The organism is uncultured Zoogloea sp. (assembly GCF_937894855.1).
GTDB classification, from domain to species: Bacteria; Pseudomonadota; Gammaproteobacteria; order Burkholderiales; family Rhodocyclaceae; genus Zoogloea; species Zoogloea oryzae.
Genome location: NZ_CALAYQ010000140.1, coordinates 12,768 through 37,045, shown reverse-complemented (window position 1 = coordinate 37,045; position 24,278 = coordinate 12,768). Strand labels below are relative to the sequence as shown.

22 protein-coding genes are annotated in these 24,278 nt (G+C 67.3%); 14 read left to right on the top strand and 8 right to left on the bottom strand.

The features are described 5' to 3' along the window. Nucleotides 1-2: 2 nt before the first annotated feature. The 4 genes from gspE to Q0672_RS15975 all read right to left on the bottom strand — a co-directional run bounded on the left by gspE (nt 3) and on the right by Q0672_RS15975 (nt 5,373). Entirely contained in the window at nt 3-1,469 is a 1,467-nt protein-coding gene (gspE, locus tag Q0672_RS15990) for a type II secretion system ATPase GspE (RefSeq protein WP_298623784.1), read from the bottom strand. Further along, nucleotides 1,466-3,733, bottom strand: coding sequence for a type II secretion system secretin GspD (gene gspD / locus Q0672_RS15985; RefSeq protein WP_298623782.1), 2,268 nt, complete (start codon nt 3,731-3,733; stop codon nt 1,466-1,468). Before gspD ends, gspE begins: the two co-directional genes overlap by 4 nt. Beyond that, nucleotides 3,730-4,407: a type II secretion system protein N gene (locus tag Q0672_RS15980; protein WP_298623780.1), complete on the bottom strand. Its 678-nt coding sequence runs from the start codon at nt 4,405-4,407 to the stop codon at nt 3,730-3,732. Before Q0672_RS15980 ends, gspD begins: the two co-directional genes overlap by 4 nt. Before the next feature lie 201 nt (nt 4,408-4,608). After that, nucleotides 4,609-5,373 carry a tRNA pseudouridine(65) synthase TruC gene (locus tag Q0672_RS15975; protein ID WP_298623778.1) on the bottom strand — a complete coding sequence of 255 codons (765 nt, stop codon included), beginning with the start codon at nt 5,371-5,373 and terminating at the stop codon, nt 4,609-4,611. Between the two features lie 98 nt (nt 5,374-5,471). On the opposite strand from Q0672_RS15975, the gene Q0672_RS15970 reads away from it, so the two are divergent. From Q0672_RS15970 to Q0672_RS15955, 4 genes are all read left to right on the top strand, one after another. After that, a complete protein-coding gene (locus tag Q0672_RS15970; protein ID WP_298623775.1) occupies nt 5,472-7,580 on the top strand; it encodes a hypothetical protein in 2,109 nt (702 codons plus the stop codon). Between the two features lie 145 nt (nt 7,581-7,725). Further along, nucleotides 7,726-8,346 (top strand): chemotaxis protein, encoded by a 621-nt coding sequence (locus tag Q0672_RS15965; RefSeq protein ID WP_298623773.1) that lies wholly within the window; start codon nt 7,726-7,728, stop codon nt 8,344-8,346. Nucleotides 8,347-8,352: 6 nt separating this feature from the next. Continuing rightward, nucleotides 8,353-9,093: an MBL fold metallo-hydrolase gene (locus Q0672_RS15960; protein WP_298623770.1), complete on the top strand. Its 741-nt coding sequence runs from the start codon at nt 8,353-8,355 to the stop codon at nt 9,091-9,093. Nucleotides 9,094-9,168: 75 nt separating this feature from the next. Beyond that, nucleotides 9,169-9,555 carry a SirB2 family protein gene (locus Q0672_RS15955; protein WP_298623768.1) on the top strand — a complete coding sequence of 129 codons (387 nt, stop codon included), beginning with the start codon at nt 9,169-9,171 and terminating at the stop codon, nt 9,553-9,555. Here the strand turns inward: Q0672_RS15955 and fnr are convergent, their stop codons facing one another. Further along, the gene (fnr, locus tag Q0672_RS15950; RefSeq protein ID WP_284189723.1) at nt 9,556-10,290 is read right to left on the bottom strand and encodes a fumarate/nitrate reduction transcriptional regulator Fnr; all 735 of its coding nucleotides are present in this window, start codon (nt 10,288-10,290) and stop codon (nt 9,556-9,558) included. Between the two features lie 119 nt (nt 10,291-10,409). Here fnr and hemN point away from each other — a divergent pair, with 119 nt between their 5' ends. The 5 genes from hemN to ppa all read left to right on the top strand — a co-directional run bounded on the left by hemN (nt 10,410) and on the right by ppa (nt 15,838). Beyond that, complete coding sequence (hemN, locus tag Q0672_RS15945; RefSeq protein ID WP_153161297.1) at nt 10,410-11,804, top strand: oxygen-independent coproporphyrinogen III oxidase; 1,395 nt, start codon at nt 10,410-10,412, stop codon at nt 11,802-11,804. Between the two features lie 87 nt (nt 11,805-11,891). Continuing rightward, nucleotides 11,892-12,608, top strand: a complete 717-nt coding sequence (locus Q0672_RS15940; RefSeq protein WP_298623762.1) for a sulfite exporter TauE/SafE family protein — start codon at nt 11,892-11,894, stop codon at nt 12,606-12,608. 21 nt (nt 12,609-12,629) lie between these two features. Then, nucleotides 12,630-15,032 carry a heavy metal translocating P-type ATPase gene (locus Q0672_RS15935; RefSeq protein WP_298623759.1) on the top strand — a complete coding sequence of 801 codons (2,403 nt, stop codon included), beginning with the start codon at nt 12,630-12,632 and terminating at the stop codon, nt 15,030-15,032. Nucleotides 15,033-15,043: 11 nt separating this feature from the next. After that, nucleotides 15,044-15,250 carry a heavy-metal-associated domain-containing protein gene (locus tag Q0672_RS15930; protein ID WP_153161300.1) on the top strand — a complete coding sequence of 69 codons (207 nt, stop codon included), beginning with the start codon at nt 15,044-15,046 and terminating at the stop codon, nt 15,248-15,250. Nucleotides 15,251-15,310: 60 nt separating this feature from the next. Next, a complete protein-coding gene (gene ppa, locus Q0672_RS15925; RefSeq protein WP_153161301.1) occupies nt 15,311-15,838 on the top strand; it encodes an inorganic diphosphatase in 528 nt (175 codons plus the stop codon). A gap of 135 nt (nt 15,839-15,973) precedes the next feature. Here the strand turns inward: ppa and Q0672_RS15920 are convergent, their stop codons facing one another. Further along, a complete protein-coding gene (locus Q0672_RS15920) occupies nt 15,974-17,209 on the bottom strand; it encodes an NAD(P)/FAD-dependent oxidoreductase (RefSeq protein WP_298623756.1) in 1,236 nt (411 codons plus the stop codon). A gap of 114 nt (nt 17,210-17,323) precedes the next feature. Here Q0672_RS15920 and Q0672_RS15915 point away from each other — a divergent pair, with 114 nt between their 5' ends. The 3 genes from Q0672_RS15915 to Q0672_RS15905 all read left to right on the top strand — a co-directional run bounded on the left by Q0672_RS15915 (nt 17,324) and on the right by Q0672_RS15905 (nt 22,375). Continuing rightward, entirely contained in the window at nt 17,324-21,028 is a 3,705-nt protein-coding gene (locus tag Q0672_RS15915; RefSeq protein ID WP_298623754.1) for a DUF748 domain-containing protein, read from the top strand. 17 nt (nt 21,029-21,045) lie between these two features. Then, complete coding sequence (locus tag Q0672_RS15910; RefSeq protein WP_298623750.1) at nt 21,046-21,342, top strand: 4a-hydroxytetrahydrobiopterin dehydratase; 297 nt, start codon at nt 21,046-21,048, stop codon at nt 21,340-21,342. 94 nt (nt 21,343-21,436) lie between these two features. Continuing rightward, nucleotides 21,437-22,375, top strand: a complete 939-nt coding sequence (locus Q0672_RS15905; RefSeq protein WP_298623748.1) for a hypothetical protein — start codon at nt 21,437-21,439, stop codon at nt 22,373-22,375. Between the two features lie 30 nt (nt 22,376-22,405). Here the strand turns inward: Q0672_RS15905 and smpB are convergent, their stop codons facing one another. Continuing rightward, the gene (gene smpB, locus Q0672_RS15900; RefSeq protein ID WP_284189518.1) at nt 22,406-22,852 is read right to left on the bottom strand and encodes an SsrA-binding protein SmpB; all 447 of its coding nucleotides are present in this window, start codon (nt 22,850-22,852) and stop codon (nt 22,406-22,408) included. A gap of 95 nt (nt 22,853-22,947) precedes the next feature. Between smpB and Q0672_RS15895 the strand changes: the two genes are divergently transcribed. Both Q0672_RS15895 and Q0672_RS15890 read left to right on the top strand, forming a co-directional pair. Beyond that, nucleotides 22,948-23,385 carry a type II toxin-antitoxin system RatA family toxin gene (locus Q0672_RS15895; RefSeq protein WP_153161306.1) on the top strand — a complete coding sequence of 146 codons (438 nt, stop codon included), beginning with the start codon at nt 22,948-22,950 and terminating at the stop codon, nt 23,383-23,385. Between the two features lie 2 nt (nt 23,386-23,387). Beyond that, entirely contained in the window at nt 23,388-23,729 is a 342-nt protein-coding gene (locus tag Q0672_RS15890; protein WP_298623745.1) for an RnfH family protein, read from the top strand. Between the two features lie 13 nt (nt 23,730-23,742). On the opposite strand, the gene Q0672_RS15885 is transcribed toward Q0672_RS15890, so the two are convergent. Next, the gene (locus Q0672_RS15885; RefSeq protein WP_298623743.1) at nt 23,743-24,231 is read right to left on the bottom strand and encodes a DUF4124 domain-containing protein; all 489 of its coding nucleotides are present in this window, start codon (nt 24,229-24,231) and stop codon (nt 23,743-23,745) included. Nucleotides 24,232-24,278: the final 47 nt, after the last annotated feature.

The following is a 24,278-nucleotide window of genomic DNA, read 5'->3' as shown; positions in this document are numbered from 1 at the left end:
GCTTAATCCCGGGTGACCCGCAGGAGCTCTTCGGCCGAGGTGACGCCCTCGCCCAGCAGGCGCAGGCCGTCGTCGCGCAGGCTGCGGCTGCCCTGGTGGCGGGCGTGGGCGCGCAGGTCGGCTTCGTCGGCGGCGGTGTGGATCAGGCGCTGGAGAGCGTCGTCGGTGACCATCAGCTCGTAGATGCCGGTGCGCCCGGCGTAGCCGGTGTGGCCGCATTCGGGGCAGCCCGGGGCGTGCCACAGCTGGCTCGGGCTGCCGGGGCCGAGCAGGCTGCGGTCGGCGGCGGTGGTGGGCGTGGCGCTGCGGCAGGCCGGGCACAGGCGGCGCACGAGGCGCTGGGCCAGCACACCGCGCAGGGTGGAGGCGAGCAGGAAGGGCTCGACGCCCATGTCGACAAGGCGGGTGACGGCCGAGGCGGCGTCGTTGGTGTGCAGGGTGGCAAGCACCAAGTGGCCGGTGAGGCTGGCCTGGACGGCGATCTGGGCGGTTTCGAGATCGCGGATTTCGCCGATCATGATGACGTCCGGATCCTGCCGGAGGATTGCGCGCAGCGCCCGGGCGAAGGACAGGTCGATCTTGCTGTTGACCTGGATCTGGCCGACGCCGGGGAGGTCGTATTCGACCGGGTCTTCGACGGTGACGATGTTGCGGCTCCGGGCGTCCATGCCCTGCAGCGCGGCGTAGAGCGTGGTGCTCTTGCCGGAGCCGGTGGGGCCGGTGACGAGGAGGATGCCGTGGGGCTGGTCGAGGAGCCTGGCAAACGGCGCGACGGTGTCGGCGGCCATGCCCAGGCTGTCGAGGCCGCGCTGGCCGCTGCCCTTGTCGAGCAGGCGCAGCACAATTCGCTCGCCGTGGGTGGTGGGCAAAGTGGAGACGCGCACGTCCACCTGCCGCCCGGCCAGGCGCAGGGTGATGCGGCCATCCTGGGGCAGGCGCTTTTCGGCGATGTCGAGGCTGGCCATGATCTTGATCCGCGAGGCCATCGCCGCGTGGAGTGCGCGGTGGGGCTGGGCCACGTCGACCAGCACGCCGTCACGGCGGAAGCGGACGACCGAGTTGCGCTCGTAGGGCTCGATGTGGATGTCGCTGGCGGACTGGCGCACGGCCTGGGTGAGCAGCGCGTTGATCATGCGGATGATCGGCGCATCGTCCTGGGTTTCGAGGAGATCCTCGACGGCCGGCAGCTCGGTCATGAGCTGGGTGAGGTCGACCTCCTGGCCCACGTCGGCGACCACATCGGCGGCGTTGCCATCGGCGCCGGAGTAGGCCTCTGACAGCCGCGCCTCGAAGGTGGCGCGGGAGACGTTCTCGATGGCCAGCGGCAGGCCCAGGGTGCGCCGGACTTCGGCCAGGGCGGCAAGATCGGCGCCTTCGCGCAGCAGTAGCTGGGCGCGATCGGCCCCCTGGGCAGCGACGAGGATGCCGTGGGCCTTGGCGAAGGCGTAGGGCAGGGCCGGGCTGCTCATGGGTTGTAGCCGGCGGCGGCGGGCGCCGGGGTGCTGCCGGCGGGTGCGGGCGTGGCAGCGGCGGCCGGATCGATGCGCGGGAGGTTGTAGGGCACGGCCGGCGGCGGGCTGCCCGGCGGGGGCAGCAGCGGCGGGTTGGGTTCGCGGCGCATCAGGTTGCGCGGTTCGTCGAGATCGCGCTGCTGGCCGATGATGTAGTTGTAGCGGTCGGCCGAGATGCCCTGGATGGCGGCCGCGTCGCGCAGGATCACCGGCCGCAGGAAGACGATCAGGTTGGTCTTGCCGCGCTTGCGCGAGTCGTAGCGGAAGAACTGGCCCAGGTAGGGGATGTCGCCCAGCACGGGCACCTTCTCGACGCCGCCGGAGTAGGAATCCTCGACCAGGCCGCCGAGGGCGATCACCGCGCCGTCGTCCACCAGCACGGTGGATTCGATGGAGCGCTTGGTGGTGGAGGGGCCGGTGGTGGCGGTGGCGGTGGATTCGATGACCGCCGAGGCTTCCTGGTAGATCTGCAGACGCACGGTGCCGCCTTCGGAGATCTGCGGCTTGACCTTCAGGGTGAGGCCCACGTCCTTGCGTTCGACGGTGGTGAAGGGGTTGCTGGCGCCGGTGGAGGTGGTGGTGTAGGTGCCGGTGACGAAGGGTACGTTGCGGCCCACGACGATCTTGGCCTCTTCGTTGTCGAGGGTGACCAGGTTGGGCGTGGACAGGATGTTGGCCTTGGTGTCCGACTCGAGGAAGCGGGCCAGCATGTTGAGGTTGGCGATCTCGCGCCCGCCCACCGACACCGTGCCGCCGCCCAGCAGCAGGTTGAGGCCGTTGCCCGGCAGCGTGGTGGAGCTGCTGCTGGCGAGGCTGGCGGCCAGGTTGAGGATGTTGTTGCCGGTGGTGTTGAAGCTGGTGCCGCCGAAGGCGGTGGTGCCGCCCACCTTGCCGGCCTGCCACTGGATGCCGATCTCGGCGGCCTTCTCGGTGCTGACTTCGGTGATCAGCGCCTCGACATAGACCTGGGCGCGGCGCCGGTCGAGCTGGTCGATGACCTTGCGCAGGTTGTTGTAGATGGCATCCGGCGCGGTGATGATCAGCGCGTTGCTCATCGGGTCGGCCTGGATGAAGCCGTTGCCGGTGGCGCCGCTGGTGTTGGTGCTGCTGTTGCTGAACGACGGGGTGTTGCCGAAGCCGGTGGTGTTGTTCTGGCTGCCGGTGGTGTTGTTGCTGCCGAAGTTCGAGCCGGTGCTGGTGTTGCTGTTGGTGCCGCCGAAGGTGCTCTGGCCAGCGCCCGAGCTGCCGCTGCCGCCGGCTTCGCCGGTGACCACTGCGCGCAGGGTCTGGGCGACCTTGGTGGCTTCGGCGTTCTTCAGGTAGACCACGTGGATGTTGCCGCTGGCTCCGGGCTGGTCGAGGTTGGCCACCAGCTGGCGCACGGCGTTGAGCTTGGACGGGTTGTCGGAGCGCACCAGCAGGCTGTTGGTGCGCGGATCGCCCGTCACCGAGACGCGCTGGCTGGCGTCGCCCGCAATGCCGCCGGTTGCGCCGGCCACGCCCGCGGCGCCGGTGTCGTTCATCAGGCGGTTGATGGTCTGGGCGAGATCAAGGGCCGAGGCGTGCTGGAGCGTCATCACCCGCAGGCCGGTTTGCGGCACGTCGATGGATTCGATGATCTGGGCGATCCGGCCGATGTTCTCGGCGTAGTCGGTGACCACCAGCGAGTTGTTGCCCGGGTAGGCGGTGACGGTGTTGTTGGGCGACACCAGGGGCCTGATGATCGGCACCAGCTGGGCGGCGGATTCGTGCTTGAGGCTGAACACCTGGGTGGTCAGGCGGTCGCCGCCACCGGCGCCCTGGCCCTTGCCCACCGGCACGGCGTGGAGCTTGGCGTCGGCTTCGGGGACGATCTTGGTGACGCCCTGGCCCTCGATGGCGGTGTAGCCCTGCAGGCGCAGCGCCGACAGGAGGATCGAGTAGGTGAGCTGGCGCTGCACCGGGCGGGCGGTGACGATGTTGAGGGTGCCCTTGACCCGCGGATCAACGATGAAGTTGCGCCCCGAGATCTTTGAGATGGCCTGGATCACCCCGCCGATGTCGGCATTCACGAAGTTGAGCGAGACGGGATCGGTGTTGCTGCCGCGGGTTTCAGTCTCGGCGGCGAGGGCGGCTGCGGGCGGCAGGGCGATGCCGGCGGTAAAGGCCAGGGCGCAGCTGAAGGCGAGCGTGCGGGCAAGAGGATGGCGGGCAGATCCCGGGCTGCGGCGGGCAGGTTTCATTGGTCGTTCGGGCTCGGAAAGGGCTGGGCCTGGAGATTCGATGGGAAGCCGGCCTGGGACGGTTGCTGGCTGGCGTCGACGGCGTTGACCTCGGTGTGCATCCGCGCGGATGGCAGGGTCACGACGGGCTGGGGCTGATTGGGGAGCGGGTGGGCGGGCGGCATGGACGGATCGCCCGGGGTGCCGGGGGCGGCCGTGGGCGCGCCGCGTTCGGCGAGGGCGACCCGCTGGCGGGCGCCGCCCACCGTGAGCTCGACGCCGTCGCCGGCGACCCGGGCGAGGGTGACGCCGGGGCGGATTTCCTGGCCTTCGACAAAACCCAGCTGGGGGCCGCCGTCGATGGCGATCACGGCCCAGCCAGGGCGGCCGGCGGCGCCGGTGACGACGGCCTGGACGGTGTAGCGGCCCGGCGCGGCGACCACGGCGGCCGGGGCGCCCGGCGCTGCGCCCTTGCCAAGCAGGTGCCGGCTGGCGATGGCCTGGGCGGCACGCAGTGGATCGGCTTCGGTGGCGACGGGAAGCGCCGGCGGGCGCGGTGCGGTGAAGCGCCAGAAGAGGTCGACCGCCACCCACGCCGTAACGGCAAGGGCAACGCCCCACGCCAGCAGGGGGCCAAGACGCGCAGCGCGCGCCAGGGACAGGCGTGACAGGTCGGAACGGTCGGGGAGCTTCATCGGTGAGCCGGGCAAAAGACCGTCAATCTTAGCCGGCCTCGGTTACAGGTGAAAGCACCGTGATGTCGCAAGGTGTTGACGCGACGAACGGCGGGAGCGTCGGGGTGGCTTGATGTGGCGAGGGGACGCTGAGCGGGTGGCTTGATCGTGTCGCCGTAGCCGGGGGTTCCCCGGCAGAGGGGCGTTCAGGAACGCGGCGTGTCAAGCCGGGTGGGCGGCAGGTAAGGGTGGATAAAGCCCGGGTGGCAGGGCGGTGGTCCACCCGAGGGCGTCGAGCACCGTGGCGAATTCGCCGTCTGGCGGGGCGACCACATCGAGCGGCTCACCGCTGAGCGGATGGACGAACTGCATCCGCGCGCAGGCGAGGAGCATCCGGTGGCAGCCGAAGTGCTGCTGGAAGAAGCGGTTGTGGCGGCCCTTGCCGAAGGTGGCGTCGCCGATGATGGGGTGGGAGAGGTGCTTGAGGTGGCGCCGGATCTGGTGCTTGCGGCCGGTGTGGGGCGTGAGCTCGACCAGCGCGTAGCGGCTGGTGGGGTAGCGGTCCACGGCGAAGGGCAGCTCGCAGGTGGCGAGGGTACGGAAATCGGTGACGGCGGGCTGGGCGGCTTCGGAGGACTCGTCGCCCACCCACTCGGCGTCGTCCCGGCGACGGGTGAGGGCGTGGTCGATGCGACCGGCTTCGGGCGGATGGCCGCGCACGACGGCGAGGTAGGTCTTGGCGACCTCCTGGCGTTCGAACTGGCCGCCGAGCCGGCGGGCGGTGTCCCGGTCGAGGGCGAACACCAGCACGCCCGAGGTGCCCCGGTCAAGACGGTGGGCTGGATGCACGTGGCGGCCGAGCTGGTCGCGCAGCAATTGCACGGCAAAGCGGGTTTCGTGGCGGTCGAGCTCGCTGCGATGGACAAGCAGCCCGGCCGGCTTGTGGATGACGACCACGTGGTCGTCCTGGAACAGGATCGGAAGCATGGGGCGATGGTAAACCGGCAGGGCGCGCTGCGGGGTGGAAGCGCCTCGCCTTGCAGGAAGACGAACCAAAAAGTGCCGTCTCGGGTCATACTTGCCCTATGCCAAACACTTTTACCCTCGACGCGGCGCTTGCCGAGGCCTTCACCCGCGATACTCTGCTGGCGTCAATCCACTCCGTCCTCCCCGAGCAGCGCCAGGGGCAGCGTGATCTTCCCAGGCTTGCTGCGCGCCTTGCCGCGCTGGTGGCTGCCGCCGACCTGCCCGACCGGCTCGACGCCTGGCGGGAACTGACCGCCTGGCTGGCCGGCGGTGCCCTGTGGAGCGATGTGTATATCGACTCGGCCGACGTGCACGGCTCGGCCACCCAGCGTTTCGCGGTGCTGATGGACGTGCTCGCCGCCCACCCCGACCTGGCCGCCGCGGTGCGCCGGGCGATCCGCTGCATCCTCGACGAGACCGATGGGGCCAACCTGTTCGGCGAGGTGGGGATTCCCAGCGACCGGGGCTTTCTGTCGGAGTTCGGCGACCGCTTCACTGCCAAGCTCATTCCTTCGCCCCGGGACGACCACGACCTTTCGCACCTGATGAGCCGCAGTTTCCGGCGCAACAAGGATCTGACCCTCATTCGTGGTCTGCAGCCGTCCACCTTCCAGCGGGCCGTGGATCTGCTGTTCCCGGCTGATGATCCAGGGATGAGCACGGCGCTGAAGGGCGCGATGGCCGATGGTTTCCGGCTGCTTCTGGCCCGGGTCCAGGGGCAGGGCCTGTCCCTCAAGCTGCGGGCCCGGGGCGAGCATCGGCCGGTGGCCCGCTCGCCCTTCCGGCGGCTCGCCGACAGCGGCGAGAACCTGCTCTGCGCCTGGGAGCAGGGCCGCGTGTCGATGCAGCTCGTCGAGGCCTGGCAGCTCGATCTGGCCGCCTGCCGGGACGAGATGCACCTGATCTCCACGCGCCTCGAATCCGAGGGCATCAGCGTGGATATCGTGTATGGGCTCGACGTGCTCGACCGCTGCCTCACGCGGATGGAGACCATCGTCGGGGTGATGGCCGCCGACCCCGGCTCGGCGGGGCCTGTCCTGTTGCTGCTCCAGCAACTGGCCTACGCCGCTCACGAGAGCGCCAGCCTGCGCCATCTGGTGCGGGCCAACCTGCAGCGCCTGCAGCGGCGCATCGTCGACCGCGCGGGCAAGACCGGCGAGCATTACATCGCTGAAAACAACGAGGACTACCGCCATATCTGGGTAGCCGCTGCCGGTGGCGGGCTGCTGACGGTGGGCACCGCGGCGATGAAGATGACCGTCGCCGGCGCCGGGCTGGCGCTGTTCCTGGAAGGGCTTGGCTCCGGCATCAACTACGCGGTGAGTTTCCTGATCCTCCAGGCGCTCGGGCTGATCCTCGCCACCAAGCAGCCGGCGATGACGGCCGCCGCCTTCGCGGCCATCATCCGCGACCGCAAGGGCAACGAGCGGCTCGACGTGATCGTCGATTACGCCGCGTCCATCTGCCATTCGCAGCTGGCGGCGACCATCGCCAACGTGGTGGTGGTGGCCTGCGGCGCCTACGCCTTCGATGCGGCGTGGCGCCTTGCCACCGGTCACGCCTTCCTCACCACCGAGGAGGCCCGCTACGTCTTCCATTCCCTCAGCCCGGTCGATAGCGGCACAGTGTTCTACGCGGCGCTCACCGGGGTGATCCTGTACCTCGCGGCGCTGGTGGGTGGCTGGGTGGATAACTGGGCGGTGTATCACCGGCTGCCCCAGGCCATCGCCGAGCACCGGTTGGGCAACCGCTTCGGGCGGCTGCGCATGATGCGGCTCGCCGGCATCGTGTCGCGCAACATGTCGGGCTGGGCGACCAACATCTCCCTCGGGCTGATGCTGGGGATGACGCCGGTGCTCGGCAAGTTCTTCGGGCTGCCGCTGGACGTGCGTCACGTGACGCTCAACTCCGGCATCCTCAGCCTCGCCACCTCGTCCCTCGAGATGAAGTGGGTCGGCACCGGGCTGCTCACGCTGGCGGTGGCGGGCGTCGGGGTGATGTTCGTGCTCAACCTCGGGGTGAGCTTCGCCCTGTCGCTGATGACCGCCGTGCGCGCCTACGATCTGCCCAAGTCCGACCTGCGCGAGCTGCGCCGCCGTCTGTGGCATCGCCTGCGCACCCGGCCGCGGGATTTCCTGCTCCCGCCGAAGCGCCCGGCGGCTTCCTGAGGGTGCTGCGGGGAGGCTCAAGCTTGACGGCATCACGCCGTTAATCTCCCCGCGGCAGCCGGCCGGCTCATCCCGATGGGATCGAGGGCGGCGACCGCTCCGATCGATGCGTCCCACCCATGCGGTCCGTCACCGAGAGCCCCGAATGAATGCGCCCGAACGAAACCTCAAACTGACCACCCACCGCTCCGGCGAGCTTGCCGGCATCGTGCGGGTCAACGAAGAAATCAAGGCCATCGTCGCGACGGCCTTCCGGATCAACCTGATGGCCCTCAACGCCATCTTCCTGGCCAAGCGCGCGGGCAACGCAGCGCTGGGCTTCGGCGTGCTCTCCAACGAGCTGCGCCGCTTCGCCCAGGATCTCACCCGACACATGGCCTCGCTGCGTGACATGACCTCCGGCTCCGTGGGCAGCGTCACCGGCGTCGTCCAGCAGCAGCGCAACTCGCGGATCCTCGCCGAGGCGATCCGCCTCGCCGGCGAGGTGCCCGGCGTGCGCGAGGCCCGCAAGCGCGGGATGGCGCGCCTGTCGGCCCAGCAGGTCAAGCTGCGCGCCCTCGACCTGCGCCTGCGCGCGGCGGTCGAGGAGACCCAGCAACTGGTCGAACTGGGCGGCGTGCTGGCCCGCTCGGCCAAGATCGAGGCGGCTTACGGCGGCGGGTTCAGCCCGGCGCTGATGCAGGTCTCGACGGATTTCGCGGAGGTGATCGCGCAGATCAAGCGATCCCTCGAAGTGCTCGGCAAGGAACGGCTCGTAAAGGACTAGGAACCCATGAAGCAGGCTCACTGTATCTTCCAGGAAGACGACCACCGCTGGCTGGCGATCGCGCGCGACGCGACCAAGCCGGGCTACATCATCGACACCAACGAATACGTGATCGTCGATGGAGAGGAGGCGCTGCTGTGCGACCCGGGTGGCATCGAGATCTTTCCGGCGGTATTCTCGGCCCTGTCGGCCGAGTGCGACCCCACCAAGCTGGCCGGCCTGTTCGCCTCCCACCAGGACCCGGACATCATCTCGTCCCTGGCCCTGTGGCTGGAGTTCAAGCCGGAGCTCAAGTGCTACACCAGCTGGCTGTGGCAGTCCTTCCTGCCCCACTTTGGCGGCGAGGACACCACCTTCGTGCCGATTCCCGATCCGGGCATGACCATCAAGCTCGGCAGCCTCGAGCTGCAGGCCGTGCCGGCCCATTATCTGCACTCGTCGGGCAACTTCAACCTGTACGATCCGAAGGCCAAGATCCTGTTTTCCGGCGACATCGGCGCGGCGCTCCTGCCGCCCGACCAGGGTGGGCTGTACGTGGAGGATTTCTCCCGCCACATCCGTCACGCGGAAGGCTTCCACAAGCGCTGGATGGGCTCCGACCGAGCCAAGCGCGATTGGTGCGAGCGCGTCTCGCGGCTGGAGATCGACATGCTGGTGCCCCAGCACGGCTCAATCTACCAGGGCGCCGACGTGCAGCGTTTCATCAACTGGTTCGCGGCCCTGGAAGTGGGCGTCCTGCGCGGCTGAAGTTGAGGCCCCGCAAGGACGGGGCGGGGCGAATGCCCGACAATGTCGTCAAGGCGTAACCCGATCCGAGGCGACATGTATCTGCTCATCAAGCATTTCCACATCACCTGCGTCGTGCTGAGCGGCGCGGGTTTTCTTTTGCGCGGCTGGTGGTCGATCACCGGTTCACCGCTTCTCGCAGCCAGGCTGACCCGGCGCCTGCCTCACGTAATCGACTCGTGCCTGCTCGCCAGCGCCATTGCTCTGGCGTGGATGGCTGGGCAGTACCCCTTCGTGGATGGCTGGCTGACCGCCAAGGTGCTGGGGCTCCTGGCCTACATCGGGTTCGGCGCCGTGGCCCTGCGGCCGACGCGGCCGCTCGGCGTGCGCGTGACGGCGCTCGCCGCGGCGGCGGTCGTGTTTTCCTACATTGTTTCAGTGGCGCTCACCAAGAACCCGGCAGGCTGGCTCGCGCTCGTCTGATCAGATGGCGTGATGGTTCAGCAGCCGCTTGAGCCCCGGGGTGTCGAGGATGCGGATGTGCTTCTGCTGGACCGCCACCAGGCCTTCTTCCTGGAAGCGGGAGAAGGCGCGGGAGACGGTTTCGAGCTTCAGCCCGAGGTAGGAGCCGATTTCGTCGCGGGTCATGCGCAGATGGAACTCGGACGGCGAGAAACCCCGCGCGGTGAAGCGTTGGGACAGGTTGAGCAGGAAGGCAGCGAGGCGCTCCTCGGCGCGCATCGAGCCAAGCAGCATCATCACGCCGTGGTCGCGCACGATCTCGCGGCTCATGATCTTGTGGAACTGGTGCTGCAGGCTCTCCACCTGGCGCGACAGTTCTTCGAGGCGGCTGAAGGGGATCACGCACACTTCGCTGTCTTCGAGGGCGATGGCGTTGCACGAGTGGTGTTCGGTACTGATGCCGTCCAGCCCGAGGACTTCGCCGGTCATCTGGAAACCGGTGACCTGATCGCGGCCGTCCTCCAGAATGACATCGGTCTTGAACGAGCCGGCGCGGATCGCGTAGATCGCCTCGAAGGACTCCCCGGAGCGGTAGAGATGCTGCTGACGCTTGATCTTGCGACGGCTTCCGACGAGCTCGTCGAGCTGGTTGATTTCCCGCGGGTCGAGCCCGAACGGCAGACACAGTTCACGCAGGTTGCACTGGGAACACGCTGTCTTGATCTCGATAATTGTTGCTGGAATCGCAGAATTCATCTGTACGCTTACCACCTGGACTTGAGAGGATTTACCAACCTTTGGAGCCCTTTGATCCACATCAATACGATTACAGGATGATTCTGCGATCGTTTCGCGGAACTAATAGAAGCACGCCCATGAACGCGACTCAAAAAGATCTGATTTTCGACCCCGAGCTCATTCGCAAGTTTGATGTGAATGGCCCTCGTTACACTTCGTATCCAACCGCAGACCGCTTCGTCGAGGCCTTCAACTCCGACGCGCTGTGCGACTGGCTCGGCAAGAGATCGATCGGCGGGATTGGCAAACCGCTCTCATTATACTTCCACATCCCGTTCTGCAATACGATCTGCTACTACTGCGCCTGCAACAAAATCATCACCAAGGATCACGGGCGCTCGGCCAAGTACCTGGAGTACCTCGAGAAGGAGGTCGATCTTCAGGTCGCCTGCCTGCAGGGCCCGCGGGAAGTCCTGCAGCTTCACCTGGGTGGCGGCACGCCCACCTTCCTGTCCCACGACGAGTTGCGCCAGCTGATGGGCATCGTGAAGAAGCACTTCACGCTGGTGCCGGACGGCGAATACTCCATCGAGGTCGACCCGCGCAAGGTCGATGAAGCCACCGTCGCGCTGCTGGCCGAGCTGGGCTTCAACCGCATGAGCGTCGGCATCCAGGATTTCAACCCGGATGTGCAGAAGGCCGTCAATCGCGTCCAGAGCGAGGAAGAGACCAAGCTGGTGATCGACGCGGCCCGCGCCCACGGCTTCAAGTCGGTGAGCGTCGACCTGATCTACGGCCTGCCCAAACAGAACGTCATCAGCTTCAACCGCACCCTGGAGCAGATCCTGGCCCTGTCGCCGGATCGCCTGTCGATCTACAACTACGCGCACCTGCCCAGCCTCTTCAAGCCCCAGCGCCGCATTGTCGATGCGCAGCTGCCGTCGGGTGAGACCAAGCTGCAGATCCTGCAACTGGCCATCCGCCGCCTCACCGAGGCCGGCTACGTTTATATCGGCATGGACCACTTCGCCAAGCCGACCGACGAGCTCACCACTGCCCAGCGTCAGGGCCGCCTGCACCGCAACTTCCAGGGCTACTCGACCTACGCCGAGTGCGACCTGCTGGCCTTCGGCGTCTCCGCCATCGGCAAGGTCGGGCCGACGTACGCCCAGAACGTGAAGACGCTCGACGAGTACTACGACATCCTCGACACCGGCCGCCTGCCGGTCCTGCGCGGCATTGAGCTGACCCCGGACGACCTGCTGCGCCGGGCGATCATCCAGGCGCTGATGTGCCACTTCGAGCTGTCCATCGAATCCATCGAGATCGCCCACCTCATCGACTTCAAGAAGTACTTCGCCGCCGAGCTCGCCGACCTGCGCGAGATGGAGAAGGGCGGGCTCCTGAAGATCGACGACCAGTGGATCAGCGTGATGCCGGCCGGCCGCATGCTGGTGCGGGCCATTGCCATGGTGTTCGACAAGTTCCTGCGCTCCGACCGGGAGCGGACCCGCTACTCCAAGGTGATCTGATCCGCCGTCTGGTTGCTCCGGATCGTCAGGACTAAACTATGCGCCCCGTGACTTCGCGGGGCGCTTTTCATTTGCAGGGTTGAAACCATGCCGGAAACCGGTTACTTCGCAGTCTTCCTGATCGGCCTTCTTGGCGGCACCCACTGCGTGGCTATGTGCGGCGGAATCGTCAGCGCGCTCACCGTGCAGACGGTCCAGATGCCCGGCCAGAAGCGTCGCGAGTGGCCGCTGCATCTGGCCTATAACCTTGGCCGTATCGGCAGCTACACCCTGGCGGGCGCGGCGATGGGCGCCATTGGCACGGTGGGCATGCTGTTCAACGACATCCTGCCGATCCAGCTCGCCCTGTACGTGGCGGCCAATCTGATGCTGGTGGCGCTGGGGCTTTATCTCACCGGCTTCACCCGCGCCCTGGCGGGGGTCGAGAAGCTCGGCCAGCGCCTGTGGAACCGCATCCAGCCGCTCACCCGGCGCTTTCTGCCGGCCCGCTCGGTGGCCCAGGCGTTTCCGCTGGGGGCGCTGTGGGGCTTTCTGCCCTGCGGGCTGGTGTACAGCGTGCTGGCGACGGCCCTCGTCACCGGCTCGGCCGAGCGCGGCGCGGCGCTGATGCTGGCCTTTGGCCTCGGCACGCTGCCCAACCTGATGCTGGCGGGCCTGGTGCTCAAGCGCCTGCGCGACGTGGTGCGGAACCAGGCGGTGCGCACGGGGTCTGGACTGGTGGTGCTGGCCTTCGGCGTCTATGGTCTGGTGACCACGCCGTCGCTGGGCAGCAAGCTGTGGAATGGCGTGGTGTGCCATTTCTGACCCAACATTGGAGTACGCAGGATGAGCGAGCCGGCTGACGTGCGCTACGACCTGCCGGTGTCCGGCATGAGCTGTGCAGCCTGCGCGGTGCGCCTCGAGAAGGTGCTCAACCGCCTGCCAGGCGTCGACGCGAAGGTCAATTTCGCTACCGAGAAAGCCCGCATCACCGCCACACCCGACGGCACCCCGGCCGCCGACATCCTCGGCGCGATCCGCAAGGCTGGGTTCGACGTGGCGCCGCAGGTGCTTGAGCTCGGCATTGGCGGCATGAGCTGCGCAGCCTGCGCGGCGCGGATCGAGAAGGTGGTGGGTCGACTGCCGGGCGTGGAAGGCAGCGTCAATTTCGCCGCCGAGACGGCCCGGGTGCGCTTCACCCCGGGGCTCACCGATCCGGCGGCCATCGTCGGCGCCATCGCCAAGGCCGGCTTCAGCGCCACGCCGATCGCCGGCCGCGACCGGGAGGTGGAGCGGACCCGTAAGGCGGCCGAGTTTCATGCCGAGCTGCGACTGTTCTGGATTTCCGCGCTCCTGTCGCTGCCTTTCCTTGTGCAGATGATCGGGATGCTCGGCGCGGGCGCCAGCGGCTCGATGCATCACGACGAATGGCTGCCGCGCTGGGCGCAGCTGCTGCTGGCGACGCCAGTGCAGTTCTGGATCGGCAAGCGTTTTTACAAGGGCGCGTGGTCGTCGCTGCTGGGCGGCGGAGCCAACATGGACGTGCTGGTGGCGCTGGGCACCAGCGTTGCGTACTTCTTCAGCGTGGCGGTGGTGGTGCTGGATCGGCACGACCTGCATGTGTACTTCGAGGCGTCGGCCAGCATCATCACGCTGGTGCTGCTGGGCAAGCTGCTGGAGGCCCGCGCCCGGGCGCGCACCTCGGCGGCGGTCGAGGCGCTCTTACGCCTGCAGCCGCCCACCGCCCGCATCGAGCGCGACGGGCAGATCGTCGAACTGCCGGTGGCGCAGGTGGTGGCCGGGATGGTCTTCGTGCTGCGGCCGGGGGATTCGGTGCCGGTGGATGGCGAGGTGCTGTCGGGCGAATCGTCGGCCGACGAGGCGATGCTCACCGGCGAGAGCGTGCCGGTGGCCAAGGCGCCGGGCGACAAGGTCTTTGCTGCCACCGTGAATGGCGCGGGCGTGCTGCGCTGTCGCGCCGTGGGCGTGGGCGCCGAGACGCTGCTGGCCGGGATCGTGCGGCTGGTGGAGCAGGCTCAGGGCGGCAAGCCGGCGGTGCAGCGGCTGGCGGATCGCATCGCAGCGATCTTCGTGCCGACAGTGGTGGCGATCGCCTTTGCGACCTTCTTCGCGTGGTGGTGGATTGGCGGCGAGCTGGCGCCGGCGCTGGTCAATGGCGTCGCGGTGCTGGTGATCGCCTGCCCCTGCGCGCTGGGCCTTGCCACGCCGACGGCGGTGATGGTGGGTACAGGGCAGGGCGCCCGGGCGGGCATTCTGGTGCGCAATGCCGAGGCGCTGGAGCTCGCCGAGAAGATCCGCACGCTGGTGGTGGACAAGACCGGCACCCTCACCGAAGGCCGGCCGGCGGTGCTGGATGTGCGCGTGGCGCCGGGCGCCAGTCGCGCCGACATGCTGGCGCTGGCGGCGAGCCTGGAGGAAACCAGTCATCACCCGCTGGCTCAGGCGGTGGTGGCTGCGGCGCGGGGTGAGAACCTGAGCTGGGCCGCAGCTGAGGCGGTGCAGGCGGTGGGCGGCAAGGGCGTCATCGGCCGCGTGGATGGCCGCGAGGTGGCGGTCGGTTCGCCGGATTTCCTCGTAGAGCGGGGTGCGGCGCTCCCGGCCGAGGTGCTCGATCCGCTCCTGACCGCAGCGCTCACGCCGGTTTGCGTGGCGGTGGATGGCCGCGCCGTGGGCGCGCTGGGCGTGGCCGATCCGCTGCGTGCCACCTCCAAGGCGGCGGTGGCGCGGCTCCAGGCAATGGGCGTGCGGGTGGTGATGCTGACCGGCGATCATCCAGCGGCGGCGGCGCGCATCGCGGCTGAGGCCGGCATCACGGATTTTCGCGCCCAGGTGCTGCCGGGCGACAAGGCGGCAGCGGTGGAGGCGCTGCGCGGTGACGGGCTGGTGGGCATGGTCGGCGACGGCATCAACGACGCGCCGGCGCTGGCTGCGGCGGATGTGTCGTTCGCCATCGGCGCGGGTTCGGACGTGGCCATCGAGGCGGCGGATCTGACCCTGGTGCGCAACGACCTTAACAGCGTGGCCGATGCGATCTCCCTGTCCCGTGCCACGCTGGGCAAGATCCGCCAGAATCTGTTCTTTGCCTTCATCTACAACGTGCTGGGCATTCCGGCGGCGGCGCTGGGGCTGCTCAATCCGGTGATCGCCGGGGCTGCGATGGCGATGAGCTCGGTGTCGGTGGTCAGCAACTCGCTTCTGCTCAGGCGCTGGCGCGCCGGGCGCAACTGAAAGGAAACCAGATGGAAAACGTGACGATCAAGGTGGGTGGCATGAGCTGCCAGGGTTGCGTGAAGAACGTGACTGGCGCGCTGTCGGCGCTGGATGGCGTGGCCGGGGTGGCGGTGTCGCTGGAGGCGGGCGAGGCGAAGGTGGATTTCGATCCGGCCAGGGTCACGCCAGCGGCGCTCAAGTCGGCGATCGAAGATGCCGGTTTCGATGCGACCTGATTTCATCGGAGTCACTTATAATCGCGGGCTGTTTTCACATATCAAGGGAGGCTGAAAAAGATGGGTTTCGATCAAGTCAAGTCCGGCAAGGACGTTCCGAACGACGTCAATGTGATCATCGAGATCTCCGCTCAGGGCGATCCGATCAAGTTTGAAGTGGACAAGGACAGCGGCGCCGTCTTCGTCGACCGCTTCATGGGCACCACCCTGCGTTACCCGATCAACTACGGCTACATCCCCCACACCGTTGCCGGCGACGGCGACCCGGTGGACGTGCTGGTCGTGGCGCCCTACCCGCTGCAGCCGGGCGTCGTGATTCGCGCCCGTCCGGTCGGCGTGCTGAAGATGGAAGACGAAGGCGGCGTTGACGCCAAGGTCGTGGCCGTTCCGGTCTCCAAGCTGACCCCGCTGTACGACAATGTGAAGACCCTCGACGACCTGCCTGAGCTGCTGCTGAAGCAGACCCAGCACTTCTTCGAGCACTACAAGGATCTCGAGCCGGGCAAGTGGGTCAAGGTGACCGGCTGGGGCAGCGTCGAAGACGCCAAGCAGGAAATCCTCGACGGCATCGCTGCTGCCAACAAGTAAGCGATTTCCGCGCTGGATGAACAAGGCCCGCCATGTGCGGGCCTTGTTTTTTTGCGGCTGCGGCTGGGTTGTCCGATCGAAATCAGCAACAGTTTGGCATTTATTGTTGCTGATCTAGCAACAATCCGCCGCGCCTTACACCGCCTGACCGGCCGCGTAGCCGCTGGCCCAGGCCCACTGGAAGTTGTAGCCGCCCAGGTGGCCGGTGACGTCCATCACCTCGCCGATGAAGTACAGCCCTGGCACCGCGCGTGCTTCCATCGTCTTGGACGACAGTGCCCGCGTATCCACGCCGCCCACGGTGACCTCGGCCTTGGCGTAGCCGAGGGTGCCGCCGGGGGTGATCGTCCAGCCCTCGAGCGCGGCGGCGATGGCGTCGAGCTCCTTGCCGTTGAACTGGTTGATCGGCTTGTTCCAGCCGCGCTGGTCGCACCAGGCGTGGGCGAAACGCTTGGGCAGGCGGTCGGACAGCAGGTTGCCGAGGAGCGTCTTGCCCCGGGCGCGCTCGGTGAGCCAGGCGCGCACGTCTTCCGCCGGGAACAGATTGACGGCGATCCGGCTGCCGCCTTCGGTGGCGCCCGGCGCGGCGTCGTAGTCGCGGCTCTGCCAGTAAGACGACACCTGCAGGATCACCGGGCCGGAGAGGCCGCGATGGGTGAACAGCAGGTTCTCGCGGAAGCGCCCCTCGCCGCACTCGGCCACCGCGTCGAAGGCCATGCCGGCGAGCTCCTTGTAGATCGCCAGCTCGTCCGGCCCCAGGGTGAGGGGCACCAGGGCCGGCTTGGGCGGCACGATGGGCAGCCCGAACTGTTCGGCGATCTTGTAACCGAAGGGCGACGCGCCGATCTTGGGGATCGACAGCCCGCCGGTGGCGACCACCAGGCTGGCGCAGGTGAAGCGCCCGTGGCTGGTGTCGAGGGCGAAGCGCTCCGTCTCGTCGGGGCCTGTCTCGATGTGCCTGATCTCGCAGGGCATGGCCCATTCCACGTTGCCGTCCTCGCAGCCGGCACGCAGCATGTCGATGATGTCCTGGGCGGAGTCGTCGCAGAACAGCTGGCCGTGGTCGCGCTCGTGCCAGGCGATGCCGTGGCGCTGGATGCGCTCGAGAAAATGCCCCGGCGTGAAGCGCGCCAGGGCCGAGCGGCAGAACTGGGGATTGCGCGACAGGTAGTTGGCGACGCTCACGTCCAGATTGGTGAAGTTGCAGCGGCCGCCGCCCGAGATGCGGATCTTCTCGGCCAGCTTGGTGGCGTGGTCGATGATGAGCACGCGGCGTCCGCGCTGGCCGGCTTCGGCGGCGCACATCATGCCGGCGGCGCCGGCGCCGATCACGATGACGTCAAAGCGGACGGGCTGGTGGGGGCGGTTCATGGTGACGATGGGGCTGGAACGGGCCCGCAGGATAGTCCGCCCCTTGTCCTGGCGCAAACTGGGCGCACGATGCCATTCTCAGGTTCGCTTCGGCCTGCTAGGCTTGGACGATAAATGAACGCGCGCACCGGGTTGGGGCGCGGCGACGGGCAGAACAAAAAGGAAGCCGATATGGAGCAGCAACCCAAGGCCGCGCGGCGGCCGCTCAAGTGGGCGCTGTGGGGCGCGGGGATCGTGGCGGTGGTCGGCGTGGCCGGCTTTCTGGTGGCGCCCCCGCTGGTCAAGTCGATCGCCGAGGAGAAGCTCTCCGAGCAGCTGCACCGCAAGGTGACGATCGAGGGTATCTCGATCAACCCGTATGCGCTTTCGGCCGAGGTGCGCGGCTTCAAGATGCTGGAGCCCGATGGTGGGGCGACGGCGGTGAGCTTCACGTCGCTGTACGCCAACGTCGAGGCCGAGTCGCTGTTCCGGGGCGGCATCGTGGTGCAGGAGGTGAAGCTCGTCGAGCCCGCGGTGAATGTGGTGCGGCTGGAAGGCACGCGCCTCAACTGGTCCGACGTGATCGACGAGATCCTCAACAAGCCGGACGACGGCTCGAAGAGCCTGTTCTCGGTGCACAACATCCGCATCGAGAAGGGCCGCATCGACATTGACGACCGGCCAGTGGGCCAGAAGCACCAGATTGCCGATCTCGAGCTGGGCGTGCCCTTCGTCTCGAACCTGCCGTCCCAGGTGGAAACCTTCGTCGAGCCGCTGCTAGCGATGAAGGTCAATGGCACGCCTTTCGAGGTGCGCGGCAAGGCGCGGCCGTTCTCGGCTACCCGCGAATCGGTGGTCGATCTCAAGTTCGACAGTTTCGACCTGACCCGCTATCTGGCCTACGTGCCGATCGACAAGCCCTTCCGGCTGCCGTCGGCCCGGCTGTCGTCGGATCTCCAGCTCTCCTTCGCCCAGCCCGCCGGCGCCGCGCCGAGCGTGACGGTGAAGGGCGGCGTTGGCCTTGACGCGGTGGAAGTCCAGCACGCCGACGGCCGGCCGGCGATCAAGCTGCCGTCGGTGAAGATCGGCATCGACAAACTGGCGCCCCTGGCGGGCGAGCTGGCCCTGGGTACGGTGGCCATCGACAAGCCGGAGTTCGTGGTCGGACGCGATCGGGAAGGGCGCATCAGCCTTTTGTCGCTCGTTCCCAAACCCAGCGCCAAGCCGGCTGAGCCGGTGCCAACGCCGGCCGACAGCAAGCCGGCCAAGCCGTTTGGGCTGAGCCTGGGCGAGTTCAAGCTCACCGGCGGCAGGCTGGATTTTTCGGATGCGTTGCCCGCCGGCACGTTCAGCAAGACCTTGCAGGACATCCACGTGTCGCTGCGCAAGTTCCAGTTGGCGGGCGGCGAGCCGGCGGCGCTGGAGTTCGGCTTTGCGACGCCTTCCGGTGAAACCCTCGAGAACAAGGGCAGCGTCGCCCTGTCGCCGCTCAAGGCCGAGGGCACGCTGGAACTCGCCGGCTTCGATCTGGTGAGTCCCAAGCCGTATATCGCCGCGGCGCTGCCGGGCGGGGATGTGGTGTCCGGCAAGTTCGACGGCAAGATCGCCTATGACGTGGTGCAGGAAGCCGGCGGCGAGCCGAAGGTCAAGCTCAAGGCCGAATCCCTGGTCCTGAAGGGCGTGGGCGTGCAGCTCAAGGGCGAGAAGGCACCGCTGCTGAAGCTCGGCGCCCTCGACGTGCGCGATGCCGACGTGGATCTCGCCGCCCGCAAGGTGACGGTGGGCGAGGTGAGCAGCAAGGCCACGCGGGTGGCGCTGGTGCGCGACAAGAACGGTGATTTCAACGCCCAGAAGCTCGCGGGCGCAGCCCCGGCAGCCCCGGCGGCCGCGCGGAAGCCTGTCGCCAAGCCTGCGCCCGCCGCCAAGGCCGGGCCCGACTGGCTGGTGGAGGTGAAGCGTGTTGCGCTGGACGACTGGGGCGTGCGCGTTGAAGACCGCACCCTCACGCCGTCCGTCGTGCTCAACGCCGAGCCCATGTCCCTGAAGATCGACGGGCTTTCGACGGCCAAGGGCAGCAAGGCGAAGCTCAACCTGCAGGCGGCGATCAACAAGCGCGGCAAGGTGGGTGTCGGTGGCACGGTGGGGCTGACGCCGCTGGCGGGCAATCTGGATCTCGACCTGAAGGCGGTGGATCTGGCGATGCTCCAGCCCTACGTGACTGAAAAGGTGAAGATTGCCATCACCCGCGGCAGCGTGACGTCCCGGGGCAAGCTGGCTTTCGAGCTGCCGCCGGGCGGAGCCGTGAGGGGCGGCTTCAAGGGCAATCTGACCATCGGCGATTTCGCGTCGGTGGACAAGCTCAACGCCGCTGATTTCCTCAAGTGGCGCTCGCTGTACTTTGGTGGGGTGGACGTCCGTTTGTCGCCGCTGGCGGTGAACATCGACGACATCGCCCTGACCGACTTCTACACCCGGCTGATCCTCAACGCCCAGGGCGGCCTGAACATCCGGGAGATTGCTGCCCAGCAGGCCGAAGAGGAAAAAGCCGCGGCCGATGCAGGGAGCAAGGGAAGCGGGGCCCCGGTGGTCCGCCCGGCGCCCGGTGTGGCGGTGACCAAGGTTGCGCCGCCACCTGAACCGCCGATCCCCTTGTCGATCAAGCGCATTACCCTGCAGGGCGGCAACATCGCCTACAGCGACCGCTTCATCAAGCCCAATTACGACGCCAACCTCACCGGAATGGGCGGGAAGCTGGTGAATCTGTCATCCAACCCCGACGTGATCGCCGAGCTGGATCTGCGTGGCAAGGTGGATGATTCTGCTCCGGTCGAGGTGATCGGGCGGTTCAATCCCTTCCGGCAGGACAAGGCGCTGGACATCCGGGCGTCGGTGAAGGATTTCGAGCTTTCCAGCGTGTCCACCTACGCCGGCAAGTACGTGGGCTACGGCATCGAGAAGGGCAAGCTGTCGGCCAATCTCAACTACAAGATTGTCGACCGCAAGCTGACCGCCACCAATCAGGTCTTCCTGGATCAGCTGAGCTTCGGCGACAAGGTGGAAAGCCCCAGCGCCCTCAAGCTGCCGGTGCTGCTGGCGGTGTCGCTGCTCAAGAACAGCCGCGGCGAGATCGACCTGGATCTGCCCATCGGCGGTTCGCTGGATGATCCCCAGTTCAGCGTCGGCGCGATCGTCGTCAAGGTCATCGTCAATCTCGTCACCAAGGCCGTCACCTCGCCGTTTGCGCTGCTCGGGTCGATGTTCGGCGGCAACGCCGAAGAACTCGCCTGGCTGGATTTCGATCCCGGCTTCGGTCGCCTGCCGGAGGGCGCCGATACCAAGCTGCAGTCGATCGCCAAGGTGATGAACGAGAAGCCGGGCCTCAAGCTCGACATCGCCGGCCGGGTCGATCCCATTGCCGACCGGGACGGCCTGCGTCGGGCGATGCTGGTGGGCAAGGTCGAGGCGCTCAAGGTGAAGGACATGGCCAAGTCGGGTGAGTCGGCGGGCGAGGACGGCCGCGTGCGGGTGTCGCCGGAGGAATACCCGGCGCTGCTCACGCGGGTCTACAAGGACGAGAAGTTTCCCAAGCCGCGCAACATGGTGGGGCTCACCAAGGATCTGCCGGTGGCTGAGATGGAGAAGCTGATCATCACCAACACCACCGTGGCCGACGAGGACGTCCGCCTGCTCGCCCAGCGGCGCGCCCAGAACGTGAAGAACTGGCTGGTGGCGAAGGGCCAGGTGCCGGCCGAACGCATCTTCGTGCTGGCCGGCCGTGAAGGTGACGACGGCAAGCAGCCGAAGGCCAAGGTCAGCCGGACCGACTTTTCGCTGCGCTGATGATGACCGGAGGTTCCATGCGCCCTCAAAAGCTCGACCCCGCAGAGCAGGCGGAACGCTTGGCCACCCTCGACGGCTGGCAGTTGGTGCCCGGCCGCGAGGCCATCACCCGCAGCTACCGGTTTGCCGATTTCAACGCCGCCTTCGGCTGGATGGCCCGGGTTGCGCTGATGGCCGAGAAGCTCGACCATCATCCCGAGTGGCGCAACACCTACAACCGCGTCGAGGTCGTGCTCACCACCCACGACGCCGGCGGGCTCACCGAGCTGGATTTCCAGCTCGCCGGTTTCATGGATCGGGCGGCGCTGGGCTGACGCGGTTTTGCCGCATTGCGGAATGCTTGTCTTTCCGGAGGGTGATACCCTTCGCAGAAAAAATCGACAAGAACCCGGCGGGAGAGGACAGCAGATGCATCTGACGTTTGACTGGAGTACGACCCTGCGCCGTGTGCGCGGGCGGACGAGCTTCGTTCCGGACGCGGTTGCTTCGGCCGGCACGCGCTGCGGCTGGAAGCGTTTTCCTTTCGGCGACCGCATCTACCGCTACGCCGGCGATGCCCTCGCCACCAACTGGGCGCGCCTTCATGCGGGCGACGCCGAGCCCTATCCCGACGTTGCCGCCCTGGGGCGCCTGGTTCGTGCCAACCCGGCCCTGGGTGCGCGGGTGCCTGATCTGGCGGCCGCCGCTCGCGACGTGGAAGAAGCCTGGCGGGCCTATCACGCGGGCGACTTTGCCGAGGCCGTCGACCGCGGTGAGGCGGCCGGCCCGGTGGGCACGGTGGTGGCTGCCAGGGCGGCGATCGTCTACGCCACCCATCTCGAAGAAGACGAAATGCGCCGCGCGGCCATCCTGCGGGATACCGTCGATGCCTGTTCGGTGCTGGTGGAGCTGGCGCCCAACTGGGCCAACGCGTGGTTCGTGAATGGGCTTGCCATCGGCCGCTACTGCCAGCACGTACCGCTGGTGCGCAGCCTGGCGCGGGGGCTGGGTGGCAAATCGCGGGAATCCCTGCAGCGGGCCCTGCAGCTTGAGCCCGGTCACGCCGATGCTCACGCCGGGCTCGGCATCTACTGCACCGAAGTCATCGACAAGGTGGGGGCGATGGTGGCCGCGCTGACCTACGGCGTGAAGAAGGAAACCGCCATCGAACACTTCGAGGCGGCCCGCGCGCTCAATCCGCGGTCGCCGACCACCTTGGTGGAATACGCCCGGGCGCAGATGCTCGCGGGTGGGCCTGCCAGCCTGGGGCGGGCTCACGCCATCTTCGCCGAGGCCGCCGCCTGTCAGCCTCTGGATGCCCAGGCCCGGCTGGATGTGGAGTGGGCGCGGGCGGAACTCGCTGCCTAGCCTGGCTGCCGCCCGGCCGGGCGGCTCAGGTCAGACCTTGGCGCGGATCAGGCGCGCTTTTTCCCGCTCCCAGTCGCGTTCCTTCTCGGTCTCGCGCTTGTCGTACTGCTTCTTGCCCTTGGCGAGGCCCACGCTCACCTTCACCCGGCCCTTGGTGTAGTGCAGGTCGAGGGGCACCAGCGCGTAGCCGGCGCGCTCGACCTTGCCGATCAGTTTGGCGATCTCCTCGGCGTGGAGCAGCAGCTTGCGGGTGCGGGTCGGGTCGGGGTGGATGTGGGTGGAGGCGGATTCGAGGGGCGTGATGTGCATGCCCACGATGAAGATTTCCGCCCCGCGGATCACCACGTAGCTTTCCTTGATGTTGGCGCGCCCGGCGCGGATACCCTTCACCTCCCAGCCTTCCAGCACGAGGCCGGCTTCGTATTTATCCTCGATGAAGTAATCGTGGAAGGCCTTGCGGTTGTCGATGATGCTCATGGCGATAGGCTCGTGGATGGCGCCGCCTTGGCGCGGGCCGGGTGGGACGCGTAAAATCGCGTATTTTAACAGGTCGCATCCCCGCTCGCTCCCCGATGGCTGCCGTCAAGAAAATTGTCCTGATCGAGTTTACGCCGGTCCAGATGTTCGATCTGGTGGACCGCTGCGAGGATTACCCCAAGTTCCTGCCCTGGTGTGGTGGCAGCGAGGTGCATGGCCGGGATGAGAAGATCACCCGGGCAACCCTGCACATCAACTACCACGGCATCAAATCCCATTTCAGCACCGAGAACGAGAAGGTCTACCCCTCGCACATGCTGATCCGGCTGACCGACGGGCCCTTCACCCATCTCGACGGCTCGTGGGATTTCACTCCGTTGGGTGACGCCGCCTGCAAGGTCGAGTTCAACCTGCGCTACGAATTCTCCAGCCGCCTCATCGAGAAGGCCGTCGGGCCGGTGTTCAACCACATCGCCAACACCTTCGTCGATTCCTTCGTGAAGCGTGCCGAGCAAATTTATGGACGGAAATAGCCATGTCTGCTGACGCCTGCCAGGATTCCATCAACGTCGATGTCTGCTATGCCCTGCGCGATCGCCAGGAGATCGTCCGGCTCAAGTTGCCGGCTGGCGCCACGGTGCAGCGTGCCATCGATGCTTCCGGTCTGCTCCAGAAGCATCCGGAGATCGACATCGTCAAGACCAACAAGCTGGGCATCTTCGCCAAGCTGGTGAAGGCCGACACGGTGCTGCGCGACCGGGACCGGATCGAGATCTACCGCCCGCTGATCGCCGACCCGAAGGAAGTGCGTCGCAAGCGTGCCGAAGAGGGGAAGGTCATGAAGAAGGGCGGCGGCCCCGCCGAAGAGGCCGCCTGAGGGCTGCCGCCGCTCAGCGGCAGGTCTTGTCGACGGCCCGGCGGGTGCGCTCGATCGCGGCGCTGCGCTCGTCGTCGTCCAGGAAAACCCGTTCGCCGTTTTCGTCGAAGCGGCTCATCCGCTGGCCGCTCTCCAGCGCGGTGAGCTGGGCGCGGTTTTCAGCGCATTCGCGCTGCCGTGCCTGGTCGTTGGCCTGGGCCTTGCGGGCTTTCTCCTCGGCTTCCGCGGCTTCGGCGCGGCGCTTGCGGAAGGCCAGCTCCTTTTCGGCGTAGCTTTGCTGAGAGGAGGGGGAAGCTGCTGCGGCGGCCTCGCCACCTTCGGCCGTTCTGGCTGGAGGCTGGGGCGCAATCGAGCCCTGACGGACCGTGCGGACCTTGGCGTCTGGCGGCGGCATGTCGGAGTAGTGCACCTGCCCGCCGGCGTCTTTCCAGCTGTAAATACCCTGTCCGAAGGCTGCCGATCCGGTGCAAAGCAGCAGAACAAGGAAAAATTTGCGGAACATCAGAAACTCCAGTCAGACAAAGCTTTTGCCGGGAAGCGGCGACCTAC

Bases quoted from the DNA above. Each gene is read 5' to 3' on its own strand.
- Q0672_RS15970 (WP_298623775.1), top strand. From the start codon at position 5,472: ATGCCAAACACTTTTACCCTCGACGCGGCGCTTGCCGAGGCCTTCACC.
- Q0672_RS15980 (WP_298623780.1), bottom strand. From the start codon at position 4,407: ATGAAGCTCCCCGACCGTTCCGACCTGTCACGCCTGTCCCTGGCGCGC.
- Q0672_RS15905 (WP_298623748.1), top strand. From the start codon at position 21,437: ATGCATCTGACGTTTGACTGGAGTACGACCCTGCGCCGTGTGCGCGGG.
- Q0672_RS15930 (WP_153161300.1), top strand. From the start codon at position 15,044: ATGGAAAACGTGACGATCAAGGTGGGTGGCATGAGCTGCCAGGGTTGC.
- Q0672_RS15935 (WP_298623759.1), top strand. From the start codon at position 12,630: ATGAGCGAGCCGGCTGACGTGCGCTACGACCTGCCGGTGTCCGGCATG.
- Q0672_RS15940 (WP_298623762.1), top strand. From the start codon at position 11,892: ATGCCGGAAACCGGTTACTTCGCAGTCTTCCTGATCGGCCTTCTTGGC.
- fnr (WP_284189723.1), bottom strand. From the start codon at position 10,290: ATGAATTCTGCGATTCCAGCAACAATTATCGAGATCAAGACAGCGTGT.
- gspD (WP_298623782.1), bottom strand. From the start codon at position 3,733: ATGAAACCTGCCCGCCGCAGCCCGGGATCTGCCCGCCATCCTCTTGCC.
- ppa (WP_153161301.1), top strand. From the start codon at position 15,311: ATGGGTTTCGATCAAGTCAAGTCCGGCAAGGACGTTCCGAACGACGTC.
- gspE (WP_298623784.1), bottom strand. From the start codon at position 1,469: ATGAGCAGCCCGGCCCTGCCCTACGCCTTCGCCAAGGCCCACGGCATC.
- Q0672_RS15890 (WP_298623745.1), top strand. From the start codon at position 23,388: ATGTCTGCTGACGCCTGCCAGGATTCCATCAACGTCGATGTCTGCTAT.
- Q0672_RS15915 (WP_298623754.1), top strand. From the start codon at position 17,324: ATGAACGCGCGCACCGGGTTGGGGCGCGGCGACGGGCAGAACAAAAAG.
- smpB (WP_284189518.1), bottom strand. From the start codon at position 22,852: ATGAGCATCATCGACAACCGCAAGGCCTTCCACGATTACTTCATCGAG.
- Q0672_RS15895 (WP_153161306.1), top strand. From the start codon at position 22,948: ATGGCTGCCGTCAAGAAAATTGTCCTGATCGAGTTTACGCCGGTCCAG.
- Q0672_RS15885 (WP_298623743.1), bottom strand. From the start codon at position 24,231: ATGTTCCGCAAATTTTTCCTTGTTCTGCTGCTTTGCACCGGATCGGCA.
- Q0672_RS15975 (WP_298623778.1), bottom strand. From the start codon at position 5,373: ATGCTTCCGATCCTGTTCCAGGACGACCACGTGGTCGTCATCCACAAG.
- Q0672_RS15955 (WP_298623768.1), top strand. From the start codon at position 9,169: ATGTATCTGCTCATCAAGCATTTCCACATCACCTGCGTCGTGCTGAGC.
- hemN (WP_153161297.1), top strand. From the start codon at position 10,410: ATGAACGCGACTCAAAAAGATCTGATTTTCGACCCCGAGCTCATTCGC.
- Q0672_RS15965 (WP_298623773.1), top strand. From the start codon at position 7,726: ATGAATGCGCCCGAACGAAACCTCAAACTGACCACCCACCGCTCCGGC.
- Q0672_RS15910 (WP_298623750.1), top strand. From the start codon at position 21,046: ATGCGCCCTCAAAAGCTCGACCCCGCAGAGCAGGCGGAACGCTTGGCC.
- Q0672_RS15920 (WP_298623756.1), bottom strand. From the start codon at position 17,209: ATGAACCGCCCCCACCAGCCCGTCCGCTTTGACGTCATCGTGATCGGC.
- Q0672_RS15960 (WP_298623770.1), top strand. From the start codon at position 8,353: ATGAAGCAGGCTCACTGTATCTTCCAGGAAGACGACCACCGCTGGCTG.